We start from the raw sequence: 13,956 nt of genomic DNA, 5'->3' as shown, positions 1-13,956 counted from the left end.
AGCGAATTCCCTTCGCGTAATTCCATTGTAATGAATCGCACATGGCGGTAGCCAGAGGCTCCCATATGTTGTCACGGTTCCGACACAGTCCGACACGCGTGGCGGGCGTGCACCGGCAGCGCCGGAGCGCTATCATGGATCTTGCCGAGAGGTATGAAGTGGAGGCGATAGGTATGGACCTTGGCGAACCGAAAGCTGCTATTGGCGTGTTGGTGGTGGATGACCACGAGTTGTTTCGGCAAGGCGTGCGGGCGATTCTCGAACGGGCAGATGACATCGCGGTGGTGGGGGAAGCTGCGAACGGCCAGGAGGCTTTGCGACAATGCGCTGAACTCCGCCCGGATGTTGTCTTGATGGACATCAACATGCCGGTGTGCAACGGCTTGGAAGCCACGCTGCTGATTAAGCGGCAGTTCCCGGATGTGTCCATACTCATCCTTACCGTGTCGGATGCCGAAGAGACACTGTTCGAGGCTGTGAAGAACGGCGCGGCAGGATACATTTTGAAGAACGCGAGTCCCACTGAAGTGATGGAAGCCGTTCGTCGGGTGCACGCCGGGGAACCTGTCATCCCTGGTAACTTGGCGATGCGCATCATTACGGAGCTCAATAACCCACAGCCGGCGAGTCAGGACGAAGGGGTGGAAAAACTGACCGACCGCGAGGTAGAAGTGTTGCGGCACCTGAGCGTGGGGGCCAGCAACCGCGACATCGCTCGCGCGCTGTTCATCAGCGAAAACACGGTGCGCAACCATGTGCGCAACATCCTGGACAAGTTGCATTTGAACAACCGGGCACAGGCGGCTGCGTATGCGGTCCGAGAGGGATACACGATTCCCGGTCAAGGGGATGACGCATCGCAGAGTTAGCGCCGCTTTTTCTGCATCTCCTCCTGCTCAATTTCTGTAAAGATCGCTTCCAAGCGTGACAGTTCGTCCGTGGCTTTCTTCAGTTCCTGGCTGGTGTGTTCCTCGTGCAGCGGAAACAGCAGGAAACGAACGGCGGCCAGCGATGTGCGGATTTCGTTGACAACGGCCCAGGGCAGAACCTGGGGTTCATGGCCGTCTTGGCTGGTCAGCAACCGCTGTTTCGCTTGCTCCTGCTGCTGCTTGTGGCGAAAGCCGAGCCATGCGCTGCAGCCGTATCCCACGCATTGCAACAAGATGGGCGATACGCTCCAATTCGCACCCATCCCGACGCCCAGTCCAATGTCCGCGCCGGTAAACGCGATTCCACAGAGCAGAGAAACGGTCAGGCCCATGAAATAACTCAGAGCGCCGACGGCCGCCGTGCCCAGGACAAACCATGCGAACCCAGACACCAATCCCCACACGCACAGACCGACGAGGACGAGAGCCATCAGCAGGTTAAAGCGTCTCTGCAGGAAATCAATCAGCCAAGCGTCCATACGGGCGAGCGCGTGACGGGGGCGATGCCACCTATTGGACCATTTCACGACGGAAATCACCGGGCTTTCCACGAGGTTGTTGCGGTGCCACCAGATGGTGGACCAAGCGTGTCGGGCGGAAATCCATCTCATTCTGCAGTATTGTACAGCTTTCAAAACTTTCACTCCAGTTCCATGGGAACTAGTCACTGCCTAGTCCGAACGGACCATCGCGGTTGGTTCAGTGACCACCGCTCGACTCTTCGGCAGGTCTTTGACCGCCTATGGTCAATACATGGCACAGCGCGGTGAACAGGATGAGTGCGCCCGCGGTGGTCAATGCCGCACTGACGCAGGCTCCGGCCTGCTGCCATGCAATGGGCACCAAGCCGCAGATGAGAAGGCACCCCAACAGGGTACCTAATGCGTACAGCGTGAGAGCGGCGCACGCCAAGCGAGGCGGCACCATGTCGTCGATGAGCGGAGCCGACTTGCGCTCGGGCCGCTTGCTGAAGCGATACTCAAACCAAAGAAAGGGTACGATTTTTTGCGTATAGGCGAAGACCAATGGGACCAAGCCGGCAAACAGAAATAGGTATGCCGTCACGACCAGCAGGCGCAGGTCCGGTACAGCCGCACAGATGGCCAGCAAAGCCTCGCTCACAAGCATCACACAGAGGGCAGCGAGGGCTACGCGCAGCGGAAAGACCATTCGCCTGCGCTTGCGGGATGCCACAATCCGCTGCATATCCAGGCTGAACAAGCCCAAACCGACGAGAGTGGCCGCCGCGGAGAGCGCATCGACGCATCGCAGCCAGGAGGCGCCGGATACGGACAAGGTTGGCTGCAGGTGCTGGGCAAACTGGATGGCGGCCAGAAGGCCACAGCCTGCAAAATAAAATGCTGCCGTCCGGGGCAATGATGCACGGTACCCGTGACTGAGCGCGAACATAGGGACGAACTTATAGGAGATGACCATAACCAATCCGCCCCAAAACACCAGCCCGCCCAGAACCGCGTGTGTGAGCACTAGGTGTCCGTCGACGCCTGCCGGTCGAGCAGCTTGATCCAGTCCGAACAAAAAGGTAAGGACCAACCCCAGCATCGGAATGACCAGCATGCGGTAAACGGGGGTCCGGTTGCGTGCGTGTGTGTAGCTTCTGTGATACAAGAAATGGAGAAACGCCAGCAAAGCCGCCAACACTCCCAGTCCGCCCAATGTGGTCAACCACATCAGGTGTGCAACAAAGCCCAGCAATAACCCGGCTGTGGCTGCTAGGTGCAGCGGGAGATGCCAGTACAGCACGTGGCGCGGCATCGGCGGTGCTTGAAAAGCGATGGGGACGACCTGATACAGCACGCCGTACGCCACTGTGAGCAGAAACCCGAGCAACACGCCATGCAGGAGACTCACCGTTGTCTTTGTCCACCACTGACCGCCAGCCCATTCCGGTAGGGCCCACCCGGTCACAGCCAGGCAGGCAGAGACAATCAACAGCCCGGCCAGCAGATAGGCAACGGTGGCGGAGAGGTGTTTTTTCGTCGACGTTTGCACAAATACAGCCTCCCGTCCGGTCTCTGCATCTGTCTCCAGTCTACCCGAACGCCAGGCCAAGTGGAGACGAAAACGGGTAGATTTGCATGCGCACCACCAACCACAGTGAACCAGCCCTTGTGGACGGGTCGACATAGTCTAAATGAACTACGCCATGAACTACGCCGGATTGAGCGCACCGGAGCGGGTCTCTGTGCGAGTTTCGCCGGGGCGGGAGAGAAGCCGCCGGCCGTAAGGAAAATGGAAGGCTGGGATACAGATGGCACGAGCCCCTCGTTGCATGGACTCATTTGATGGATTAGTCTGATTTACAAAGGATTACAAAGGTCATACGCGCGAGGGGAAGGTACTTAGTTGTGGGAACAAAGGGCCGGGATAGAACAGACGGGTACATTCGGCTTTGGGACCCATGTCATGCGACGCGGATACCAGGGCGAGGGGCATTCAACTCACGGACGATCCGTCTCCGGACCAAGATTCAAGGCGGGAGTACTCATCGATTGCGGCCATGCCTTGGCCGAGGAAACGCTCAAACGAGAGCACGCAGAGGCACCATGACGTGCCGTCAACCACATTTGTAACCTGGACAAGATCTTGGCAACCGTGATCGCAAATCCGCTCCGTGGTTGGAAAAATTCGCGTGAACAATACAGCCTTGGCTCGATCCATCAAGATGCCTCCCGGAAATGTTGGTGTTCGGCAATTTTCCGCATCCTTTACAGCATAGCCACAGGATGAGTTCCTCCATACCTGGGGTAATCGGTGTGTGGTTTTCACTTTTGTGAAGGTGGGATAGAAAGGATGGTGTCCGCAATGTCCCCCATGCCGGGACAACCGGCCCGTACATGGTTTGACATATTCATCGGATCCTACAGCGCCGCTAACGAAGCTGGTATCCACTGGTTGCAAATGAACCCGTGCACCGGGCAGTTTGCTCACGTGGATTCGATTTCAGGTATCGAAAATCCATCATTTCTCGCGGTTCACCCGTCGGGTGCCTGGCTCTATTCCGTCAGTGAAACGGACGAGGGTCAGGTTGTTTCGCTTCTTGTCGATCGTGCGTCCCGCAAGCTCCGGACGCACAATCGAGCCGCCACAGACGGGGCGGCTCCTTGCCACATTCAATTTGCGGGGCAGGATAAATTCCTGGTGGTCACGAATTATGGGAGCGGTAGTGTCTGCACCCTCCCGCTCGGGCCCGACGGACGCATCGGGGAGGTGGCGATGCGTGTCGTACATCACGGACGCGGTTTGCGGCCGGATCGGCAAGAGGGGCCGCACCCCCACAGCGCCATGCCCGTCCTGCAATCCCCGTGGATTCTGGTCCCGGATTTAGGCCTGGACCAGGCCATCGTATACCGCCTGGATGAAACCACGGGAGCACTGCAGCCGCACGGTTCCATCCGAACCCGAGCGGGCGCCGGCCCTCGGCACGCGGCTTTCCATCCTCGCTCTTCCTGCGTCTACGTCTGTTGTGAGCTCGATTCGACGATTGTCTGTTATGCGTTCGACCGTGCGCAGGGCCGGATGGTTGAGCGAGGCCATGTCTCTCTGCTTCCTCCTGGATGTTCCGCCGCAGCAAACACTGCTGCGGATATCCATGTCAGTCCAAGCGGACGTTTCCTCTATGCTTCCAACCGGGGGCATGACAGTATCGCCTGTTTTTTAATCGGTGAGAATGGGGAACTCACCAGTCTCGGGCATGTCCACGCGGGCGGGCGAACCCCGCGCAACTTTGAGCTGACCCCGGATGGCTGGTACATGATTGTAGCCAGTCAGGATGATGACCGCCTGCACGTATTTTCTCCGAATGACAGGGGACAGTTGCGGCCAACAGGCTACACCTATCCGATTCACAGGCCAGTGTGTGTCCAGGTTTATGCCCCTGGAGAATAGACAAAGGCCACTTCCTCGGCTACCACAATCCATAGCTTCCAAGTCAGTAGCAGTCCGGCAAATGGTAGTCGCTTGCGGATGGCATCGCTGCGGTTTGCGGTTAACATTGGCCGCAGGGCTGAAGTCATGCAGCCATACGCGGGATAGCGCATGCTACACCTGCAAGCCCCGCCCTTTAGGGATGGGGGTCATGACCCAAACGACAGACCACATTGGCTAGGGGCAAGCCCTGCCGACATATGCTTATAGAGATGAACACCAGGAAGGGAAAGATTGGCTTTGGACAAAGCTAGACCCTTGAATCCCGATGATATCGCCATATCTTCGAAATATAAGATTGACGTTTTCGCTGAAGGTTTAATGGCACCCATCAATTTGGTGTTTACAGACGAAGGAGATATGCTTCTCGCAGATGCCGGGATCACCGATGGCAACGGGAAGGTTCTGAAGTATACATCGACTGGCTTTGTTGTGATTGCGGAAGGCTTCAATCCTCCCCTGACAGGAATTAATTTCTATCACGGGGATATTTATGTTTCCCATCGAGGAACCATCACGGTTGTAAAACCGGACGGCAAAAAACAGGATATCCTGAGTGGACTGCCAAGTTGGGGCGATCATCACAACAACCAGGTGGTTTTTGGGCCAGATGGAAAAATGTATTTCGGACAAGGTACGGCAACGAACTCCGGTGTGGTCGGCGAAGATAATAGGTGGGTGAAGAAATATCCTTTTTTCCATGACTATCCTGGTGTATCCATCCGTTTGACGGGTCAAAACTTCGTCTCAAAGAACGTTTTTTCGAAGGAAGCACAAGATCAAGCGGTGACTGGGGCCTACTCTCCGTTCGGTGTGCCAGCAAAGCCAAGGGAACGGATCAAAGGCGTGGTGAAGGCCAGCGGCAGCATTTTACGGGCCAACCCGGATGGTACGCAACTGGAATTGGTGGCATGGGGATTGCGCAATCCGTTTCGAATCAAATTTGATCGTAAAAATCGTCTATTTGCATCGAATCACGGTGCGGATGAGCGGGGAAGTCGTCCGATTGCCAATTCACCGGACGAGTTTCACAGGATTCAGCCTGGTGCATGGTATGGATGGCCGGATTATACAGGAGGATTGCCGGTCACTTTGCCACAGTTCAAACCGGAAGGGAAGCCTCAGCCTACGTTTTTGCTTTCGGAACATCCCATGCCTCCCCCAACACCTGTCGCCAATTTTGCACCTCATTCGGCAATCATGGGGTTTGATTTTAATTACGATCCTACCTTCGGACCTATAGGGGAAGTTTATATCGCTGAGTTTGGAAGCGAAGCCCCATCGACGACAGGAGGAAAACCGGCGCCACGAGTCGGCCATCGGATATCACGGATTAATGTAAAGACTGGGCGGATAAAAAACTTCGCAGTCAACCGGTCCGGCTATGCCGCTTCTGAGACAGGAGGTGGAGGATTGGAGCGGCCAATCGATGTCGTATTCGGCACGGATGGCCGAATGTATGTTGTAGATATGGGCATAACCGTTGGGTTTGGTAAATTAATACCAAATACCGGTGTAATTTGGCGAATCACTCGAGTGTAGCGCACCTCTTTCCGGGCTTTCCGTCAAACATGTATCTTGAAATTTATACTTCAAACCGGTTCTCCTGATATCTGTGATCACCGATCGAGCGACGGGATGTATCCAACACATCCACCGATCAGTTCTGGTGACAACCCAGTATGCCGATGACGACTGGCCGGCGGATCGCCCGGTTGGTCTGTGATTGCGGACGGTTCTCCTCCGGGATGTCCGCTATTCTAAATTTAAAGGGACATTCGATAATAGCCTTTCCCCATGCAAGTGATGAAATTTAGGTGGACAACTATGCGCGGTGGTTGTCCACCTAGATTTCAATCGGGCTCACAGACCGGCATGTATCATAGTCTAGCCTCGGAATAAACAACCGTCTTATTTCGTTAAATTGATAGGTACAAGCCGTTGTGTTTGAAATGTGGTTGCATATATTAAAACTGCCCAACGGTGAACCACCAAAGACTCCGTCGTACATTCAACCTCCCCTAATAAAACGCCCCTCTATACGGGGCGTTTTATTGTTTGTCCGAAAAGGGCGTACAAGCTAATCCTTTCTATGATACAAGCCGTCTCACGACCGAATTTCCCTCCATACTCTACATTAACTTTGGTCTGCAAGGAGGTGAATTAGAATGGATGGAGGTTTCCCAGTGCGCCGAGCTGAGATTGCGTTTCTGGTCATTTTTGTCCTGTTTTTCATCCTGACCCCGTTCTTTTGATAGGTAAAGGTCTCTCGTGAATTTTCAATAAAACGTCCCTCAATATGAGGGGCGTTTTATTGTTCGTTTAAAGAGGCGTACGAGCTAATCTTTTCTATGATACAAGCCGTCTCACGACCGAATTTCCCTCCATACTCTACATTAACTCTGGTTTCAGGAGTTGGCCTAAAATCATCGTGACGTCCAGACTGGCGATAAACCCTGCACACTCGCAATCGATGATGGGGCCATGAGTAGAAAGACACACGAAGCAGGTACGACGGAAGAAAGAGGAGGGATACTTTCTATGCCAAAGAAATCTGCAAAAAGGCCAAACACGTCGTCTGGATTAAATGCATTGAAGCAAACCCTTTCGGGTAAAGAAGGCACTATTTCTGAAATTCTTTCTGACGTGAAAAAGGTCAATCCTGATCAATGGAAAAATAAATCAAAAATAGAAAAACTTGCTCGAAAGTATATCGACAAGTTGGGTCTTTCGGTTCCCGAACAACGCATCAAGCAATTTGTGGATGCGTATCAGGACGCGACAAAGAACAGATCTTCGAATGTTGATGAATGGATTCACAAATACGGTAAGAATGTAGATGAGCAGACCGCAAGGGCGATTAAAAAATATGTTCCGAAATCAAAATGAACATAAATCGGACATATCGAGAGGTGACTATCTCCCTCCGATATGTCCGATGTTCTGACTTTGCGGGTACATATCGGTAAGTAACTTTCCCCATGAGAAGTCTGAGGCCTTGACTCACACAGCCCTAACAATGTGACTTGTCCTACAAGATACCTGTCCGTTTCAACTGGGAATGGTTCGTCACTATAATATGGCATGTCTGTGGTACATGAAAACTTCATATTGCATGCATGTCACCCCCCTCCTTTCTGAATGGACGTACCACAGACGGGCATTGGACAACCCTTGGGTGGTTGTCCAATGCCATAAACAACTCAAGGGTATACGTGTAGAAACCTTACACCAATGTATGTAATTACTCACAGCCACCAATGTTATTGGCCTTGAAATGCAGGCCACAAGACCTTTGTATAGGATGGGGAATAGGGCTTGGGAAGATAATTTCATAGGCAACGGCTATGATGGAGAGAGTACGCGGTCCGGGCAGCACAGAGAGCCGGTGGAGGGTGTGAACCGGTCTGATGGACTGGCGGAAGTTCACTCCGGAGCTGCCAAGTGAACGCCCCACGACTGGGTCAGTAGCTTGAGCCGGAAATGCACACACGTTTCCGTTATTCGAATGAAAGGAGAAAGACAGGGTATGTCTTCTATTAGGGTGGTACCGCGGGAAAATCCCGTCCCTTGCTGGGACGGGATCTTTTTACATGAGTCCTTTGCAAATATGAGAGGTGTCTCTGGAGATGAAGTATACGGGAGGAGAGAACAGTGGTCATTATCATGGAAAAGCGAGCTTCTGAGGAACAAGTACGACAAGTGGTCGCGTACGCACAAGGAATGGGTTTGAAAGCTCACGTTTTGGGCACCGAAGACAGAACGGTGATAGTACTTATCGGAAACACACATCAAGTAAAAGTGTCCCATATGCCGGGAGTCAGTGGCGTCGTAACTATTCCATACTCGTTTAAGCTGGCCAGTCGACAATTTCATTCACAGCCTACTATGGTCACCATCGGTGATGTTGTCGTAGGAGGGGGTAAGCCGATTGTGATTGCCGGACCGTGTGCTGTGGAAAACCGTGATCAAATTCTTGAATCGGCGTACCAGGTTAAGGCTGCAGGTGCTCACATGCTTCGGGGAGGTGCATTCAAACCTCGGAGTTCTCCGTACTCGTTCCAGGGTCTCGGCGAAGAGGGGCTGAAGCTGCTTGACGAAGCACGAAGGCAGACAGGACTGAAAATCGTTTCCGAGGTCGTGGATCCAGTTAACTTGTCTATGATTTGTGAGTACGTTGACGTACTGCAGGTCGGATCCCGGAATATGCAAAACTTCCATTTGTTAAGGGAACTCGGTCGAACCAACAAACCCATTTTGTTGAAACGCGGCATGTCCGCAACGATTGAAGAGTGGTTGATGTCCGCGGAATACATCTTGAGCGCCGGTAATTCCAACGTGATCTTGTGTGAGCGCGGGATACGGACGTTTGAAAAATACACTCGAAACACCCTCGATCTTAATGCGATTCCTGTGGTGAAGGACTTGAGCCATCTACCAGTGATTGTCGATCCCAGTCACGGAGTCGGCATTGCGCGCTATGTCCCGGCCATGAGCATGGCAGCCCTCGCTGCCGGGGCAGATGGATTGATCATAGAAGTTCATCCTCGACCCAACGAAGCGGCGTCGGATGGTCAGCAATCACTGACACCACAGGAATTTGCTCAACTGATGCATAGACTTCAAGGGATGATGGCTCAGTTCACGAACACCTGACTCGTCATCGTGACCCGCGGTGTCGTGTCACCCGGCATAATTAAGTTATTAGTCCTTTTTTTTGATTTATTTTTCTAGGTGGACAACTATGCGCGGTGGTTGTCCACCTAGATTTCAATCGGGCTCACAGATCGGCATGTATCACAGTCTAGCCTCGGAATAAACAACCGTCTAACTTCGTTAGATTGATAGGTACAAGCCGTTGTGTTCGAAATGTGGTTGCATATATTAAAACTACCCAACGGTGAACCACCAAATACTCCGTCACACATTCACAACCTCCCAATAAAACGCCCTTCGATATGGGGCGTTTTATTGTTTGTCCAAAAAGGGCGTACAAGCCGATCCTTTCTATGATACAAGCCGTCTCACAACCTAAATTCCCTCCATACGCTAAATTAACTTTGGCTTATAGGGTGGTGAATTAGAATGGGTGATTTCGGTTTCTGTGGTGACGGTGGTTTCCCAGTGCACCGAGCTGAGATTGCGTTTCTGGTCATTTTTGTCCTGTTTTTCATCCTGACCCCGTTCTTTTGAGTAGATCAAAATCCGTTACAGGAGGTGATAAAGACAGGAGGTGATAAAGACAGGAGGTGATAAAGATGGATGATTTCAAGAAGGAACTCAAAAAGTTGAACCTGGATGACTTCAAGGCGAGTACAGTGACGCCTTCGGATGATACTGTGCAGGCTCAGTTCTTCGGCGGTAGATGTTTTAGGTGCTTCCTTTGTTTTAATTGCTTTAGATGTTTCTCTTGTTTCGAGTGCTTCAGATGTTTCAACTGTTTCCGATGTGCCCGCGGGTAGTTTCCTAATAGACATCTTTATTGCCCATGTAGAAGAGGGTACCCCTGCGCGTAGCCGTTAGTCGCAGGGGGCTTTTTATATGAACTTCCTGCAAAGATGATCCATCAGATCCATCGTACTACATCCCCCCGTGGTAAAACACCCATACAGATGGAAATTTTCCTTTTTATCTAACGAAAGAGCACAAGCTTAATCTTTTCTATGATACAAGCCGTCTCAAGACGGAATTTGCCTCCATATGCTAATTACCGAGGAAAAACGAACTCATCAATGTTCCAATGGATGGAGGCGGAAGGATGAAGCTAAACGCGTTAATCAAATTTTCCTCCATGGCGTTTAATCTGATGCAAAACGAAAAAGTACATCAATTGTTAAAATTGGCATGGAACCTGTATAGTCACCGTAACCAGAAACAAGGAAGAGGAATAACACCAAGAAGAATGATACGAAGATGATGAGAAGCATCAAAATAAAGGGCCAGGTGTTTACCTGGCCGAAGACACCCGTAGTGTCGGGCGACACAAAGATCCTAAATAGCCCTTTCATCAAAATTATCAGACATATAGGTATTTGACGATAGAGATTAAGGATTTTTGTGTCCTAAAAATCACGACAAAAATATCATGAAATAAATGGCTGCCACACGACACAAAAATCCTTAATCACGAAACTGTCATCCTGGAATTTGTTTTTTTTTTATACTCCACTGCCCCTGAACGAGCGAAAATAGTCACTCACTGTGTGCTCAAGATCATTTGGCCGAGGGCCGAGTGGCGTATTCCTCATTTCCGTATAATTTGTATAATAAGCATGAATCAAGCATGCGTAACGTCTACTTTGTTGTGGCTCTATTGTAGGTTTGCAACGACGATGAGAGGGATGGTGTGCCCTATGATGGCCGTCCGATTGGAACTCTCTGTACAGAATGTCCAACAATCGGCCAACTTTTATCTCGGAGTACTTGGGGTTACCCGGGGCACGAAGCAGTCTGACGAATACACATTAGTTGGCAAAGGGAGAGATGGGCATGAACGCCTGGATATGTACGACCTGCGGGACTCAATTTTCACCAAGCGACTCTGCTCCGGAACGGTGCCCGATTTGCGAAGATGAACGGCAGTACATTGGCCGGGGCGGGCAAAAGTGGACGACGCTTGAGCTTATGAAAGCGGATGGGTACAAGAACTCCTACTATGAACATGAGCCCAATCTGATTGGCATTGAAACGGTTCCTGAGTTTGCCATTGGGCAAAATGCCAAGTTAATCCGTACGTCAGAAGGGAATGTCCTGTGGGACTGCATATCCTACATTGATGACGTTACGGTCGATCTCATTCGTGGACTCGGCGGCATCAAATTCATTTCCATTTCTCATCCGCATTTCTATTCCTCGATGGTGGAGTGGGCCGAGCGATTCGATGCACGCATTTACCTGCATGCTCGTGATAAACAGTGGGTGATGCGCCCAAGCGACCGCATTGAGTTTTGGGATCGGCCACAGTTCTCTTTGACTAGTGAGGTAACACTCGTCCACGTGGGCGGGCATTTTGCCGGTTCGACCGTTCTGCATTGGAAGACTGGAGCGGATGGCAGGGGAGTTCTGCTGACCGGTGACACGGTTTCGGTGTCCGCCGATCCCCGATGGGTGTCCTTCATGTATAGTTTCCCGAATCGGATCCCGCTGTCTGAAAGAGCCATTGACCGCATTATAAGCAGGCTGGAGCCTCTTTCATTTGACCGCCTGTACGGGACGCAGTTCGACAGTGTGGTCGAATCAGATGCTAAGGGTGCTGTCATGCGGTCGGCGGACCGATATATCCGAGCATTGAACCGACAAGACGATCGCTGATCTGTCACATATTCTTAGGATACTTTGCTAGGCGATCACACATAAAAGGCTTTTTCTCTAACGTCCGATAATATATATTATGTTAACTTATTTTGTTCGAGTATCATATCTGCTGTTGGCGGAGTCGGCTAATTACTCGGACGCTTCATCCAGTCGTCACACGTTTGAGCTAAAGCCCCCTTGAGTCCAACAACAAATGTAACAAATGGAAAACATGAGCATAGACTAAGCTTAGAGGGATGCTGCTACATCTAAAAATCTTTCCACCCAGTTTGAAAAGGAAAGGTCTTTATCCCAGGTGACATTATTAATTGCCCAAGCACATCCCCAATCTAAAACACGTTGATGCAGCATATGGACTCTAAAACGTTCGATGAAGGCTTCCCTCTCCCCAGAATGGCCCAAATAAACGGATAGAAAGTGTGTCGCCAACTCCTCTTCTCCGTTTTCTAAATACATCGCAGTCATTCTAGGTAAGTCTGCGATTGGATCTCCGAAATAGGCGGTGGTGAAGTCAAACACTCCGCTAACTTGCCAGCCATTATAGTGGACCCAAGAAACTGGACACCAGATTGGAGGACAGTTGGGTTACACTATGGCTATGAAAAAACAATACTCACCCGAATTCAAAGCCCAAGTCGTTAGAGAGATTCTCACGGAAGAAAAGACCATGGCACAGATTGCAGCGGAGTATGGTGTCCACCCTGTGCAGTTAAGCCAGTGGAAGAAAACTGCCATGGACAATTTGGCGAGTTTGTTTGTTGACGAGCGCAAAGTGGCAAAGCAACAGAAGGCACAAGAACAAAAAATCGAACGCCTCTATGCGCAGGTCGGGAAGCTAACCACTCAACTCGAGTGGATCAAAAAAAATCCGGCATCGACCCGGAGCAGGGATGAACGCCTGGCCATGGTGGAGCGTGAAAACAAAGACATTCCCTTACGAACGCAAGCTCGCATCCTGAGTCTGAACCGCTCCAGCTTTTACTACAAGCCCACAGAGCCGTCTGACACGGAAGTGAAGCTTAAACATCGGATAGATGAAATATACACGGACCACCCGGTCTACGGAAGTCGGCGTATCACGCAGGAGTTGCGATTTGAGGGCTGGGATGTAAACCGTAAACGTGTGCAGCGTTGCATGCGAGAGATGGGCCTCCAGGGCATTTGTCCTGGTCCGAATCTCAGCAAGCGCAACCTGCAACATAAGGTGTACCCGTATCTGCTGCGTAATGTCAGACCGAGCCGTCCGAATCACGTATGGGGAATCGACATCAACTACATTCGCCTCAAACACGGATGGATGTATCTGGTTGCCGTCATTGACTGGTACTCACGATATGTGGTGAGTTGGCAGCTCGACCAGACTCTTGAAATGCCATTTGTGCTGACGGCGGTGCAATCCGCTCTGCGCCAAGCAAAACCGGAAATTTGGAACAGCGACCAAGGAAGCCACTTCACCAGTGAACAATACACGGATCTCTTAAAGCAAGCAGGGGTTCGAATCAGTATGGACGGGAAAAACCGAGCACTGGATAACATCATCACTGAGCGCTTCTGGCGCACTCTGAAGTACGAGGAAGTCTACCTACACGAGTACAACAGCCCGAAAGAGGCGAGGCAAAGAATCTCCCAGTTCATACAACACTACAACTACCGACGCCGCCACCAATCACTGGGCTATCGGACGCCAGCAGAGGTTTACTTCCAGGAGGATGCTACACTACACCCTCCCACTGCTATCTGAAGAATCGGTAATCAATATATTAAC

Annotated in this window: 12 protein-coding genes and 1 other annotated feature; of the genes, 8 read left to right on the top strand and 4 right to left on the bottom strand. The window is 51.4% G+C overall.

Annotation, left to right across the window (positions count from 1 at the left end; genetic code table 11):
* Positions 1 to 65: 65 nt before the first annotated feature.
* Positions 66 to 869: a response regulator gene (locus tag AK2_RS07155; RefSeq protein ID WP_245632809.1), complete on the top strand. Its 804-nt coding sequence runs from the start codon at positions 66 to 68 to the stop codon at positions 867 to 869.
* On the opposite strand, the gene AK2_RS07150 is transcribed toward AK2_RS07155, so the two are convergent.
* From AK2_RS07150 to AK2_RS07140, 3 genes are all read right to left on the bottom strand, one after another.
* A complete protein-coding gene (locus AK2_RS07150) occupies positions 866 to 1,564 on the bottom strand; it encodes a hypothetical protein (RefSeq protein WP_157076260.1) in 699 nt (232 codons plus the stop codon). The two genes, AK2_RS07155 and AK2_RS07150, sit on opposite strands and share 4 nt — an antisense overlap.
* Before the next feature lie 64 nt (positions 1,565 to 1,628).
* On the bottom strand, positions 1,629 to 2,942 hold the full coding sequence (locus AK2_RS07145; protein WP_067932857.1) for a hypothetical protein: 1,314 nt from the start codon (positions 2,940 to 2,942) through the stop codon (positions 1,629 to 1,631).
* Between the two features lie 444 nt (positions 2,943 to 3,386).
* Positions 3,387 to 3,611, bottom strand: coding sequence for a hypothetical protein (locus AK2_RS07140; protein ID WP_067932855.1), 225 nt, complete (start codon positions 3,609 to 3,611; stop codon positions 3,387 to 3,389).
* A 144-nt stretch (positions 3,612 to 3,755) separates the two neighbouring features.
* On the opposite strand from AK2_RS07140, the gene AK2_RS07135 reads away from it, so the two are divergent.
* The 6 genes from AK2_RS07135 (at position 3,756) to AK2_RS07110 (ending at position 12,188) form a co-directional block, all read left to right on the top strand.
* Complete coding sequence (locus AK2_RS07135; protein ID WP_067932853.1) at positions 3,756 to 4,838, top strand: lactonase family protein; 1,083 nt, start codon at positions 3,756 to 3,758, stop codon at positions 4,836 to 4,838.
* Between the two features lie 273 nt (positions 4,839 to 5,111).
* Positions 5,112 to 6,419, top strand: a complete 1,308-nt coding sequence (locus AK2_RS07130) for a PQQ-dependent sugar dehydrogenase (RefSeq protein ID WP_245632808.1) — start codon at positions 5,112 to 5,114, stop codon at positions 6,417 to 6,419.
* A gap of 999 nt (positions 6,420 to 7,418) precedes the next feature.
* The gene (locus tag AK2_RS07125) at positions 7,419 to 7,766 is read left to right on the top strand and encodes a hypothetical protein (RefSeq protein WP_067932851.1); all 348 of its coding nucleotides are present in this window, start codon (positions 7,419 to 7,421) and stop codon (positions 7,764 to 7,766) included.
* A 449-nt stretch (positions 7,767 to 8,215) separates the two neighbouring features.
* Positions 8,216 to 8,451: a binding site (T-box leader), on the top strand.
* 80 nt (positions 8,452 to 8,531) lie between these two features.
* Positions 8,532 to 9,533, top strand: coding sequence for a 3-deoxy-7-phosphoheptulonate synthase (aroF, locus tag AK2_RS07120; protein ID WP_067932849.1), 1,002 nt, complete (start codon positions 8,532 to 8,534; stop codon positions 9,531 to 9,533).
* Between the two features lie 602 nt (positions 9,534 to 10,135).
* Entirely contained in the window at positions 10,136 to 10,339 is a 204-nt protein-coding gene (locus AK2_RS17950; RefSeq protein WP_067932847.1) for a hypothetical protein, read from the top strand.
* Positions 10,340 to 11,366: 1,027 nt separating this feature from the next.
* A complete protein-coding gene (locus tag AK2_RS07110; RefSeq protein ID WP_067932845.1) occupies positions 11,367 to 12,188 on the top strand; it encodes an MBL fold metallo-hydrolase in 822 nt (273 codons plus the stop codon).
* Between the two features lie 231 nt (positions 12,189 to 12,419).
* On the opposite strand, the gene AK2_RS16840 is transcribed toward AK2_RS07110, so the two are convergent.
* Complete coding sequence (locus tag AK2_RS16840) at positions 12,420 to 12,761, bottom strand: phosphotransferase (protein WP_369406125.1); 342 nt, start codon at positions 12,759 to 12,761, stop codon at positions 12,420 to 12,422.
* A gap of 28 nt (positions 12,762 to 12,789) precedes the next feature.
* Here AK2_RS16840 and AK2_RS07105 point away from each other — a divergent pair, with 28 nt between their 5' ends.
* Complete coding sequence (locus AK2_RS07105; RefSeq protein WP_217994678.1) at positions 12,790 to 13,932, top strand: IS3 family transposase; 1,143 nt, start codon at positions 12,790 to 12,792, stop codon at positions 13,930 to 13,932.
* The last annotated feature ends 24 nt before the right edge of the window (positions 13,933 to 13,956 follow it).

Source organism: Alicyclobacillus kakegawensis NBRC 103104 (assembly GCF_001552655.1).
GTDB classification, from domain to species: Bacteria; Bacillota; Bacilli; order Alicyclobacillales; family Alicyclobacillaceae; genus Alicyclobacillus_G; species Alicyclobacillus_G kakegawensis.
This window is presented reverse-complemented; position numbering and strand designations above follow the sequence as displayed.

Coding starts and splice junctions, on each gene's coding strand:
- AK2_RS07155 (WP_245632809.1), top strand. CDS start 66: ATGTTGTCACGGTTCCGACACAGTCCGACACGCGTGGCGGGCGTGCAC.
- AK2_RS07140 (WP_067932855.1), bottom strand. CDS start 3,611: ATGGATCGAGCCAAGGCTGTATTGTTCACGCGAATTTTTCCAACCACG.
- AK2_RS07135 (WP_067932853.1), top strand. CDS start 3,756: ATGTCCCCCATGCCGGGACAACCGGCCCGTACATGGTTTGACATATTC.
- AK2_RS07125 (WP_067932851.1), top strand. CDS start 7,419: ATGCCAAAGAAATCTGCAAAAAGGCCAAACACGTCGTCTGGATTAAAT.
- AK2_RS17950 (WP_067932847.1), top strand. CDS start 10,136: ATGGATGATTTCAAGAAGGAACTCAAAAAGTTGAACCTGGATGACTTC.
- AK2_RS07110 (WP_067932845.1), top strand. CDS start 11,367: ATGAACGCCTGGATATGTACGACCTGCGGGACTCAATTTTCACCAAGC.
- AK2_RS07105 (WP_217994678.1), top strand. CDS start 12,790: ATGAAAAAACAATACTCACCCGAATTCAAAGCCCAAGTCGTTAGAGAG.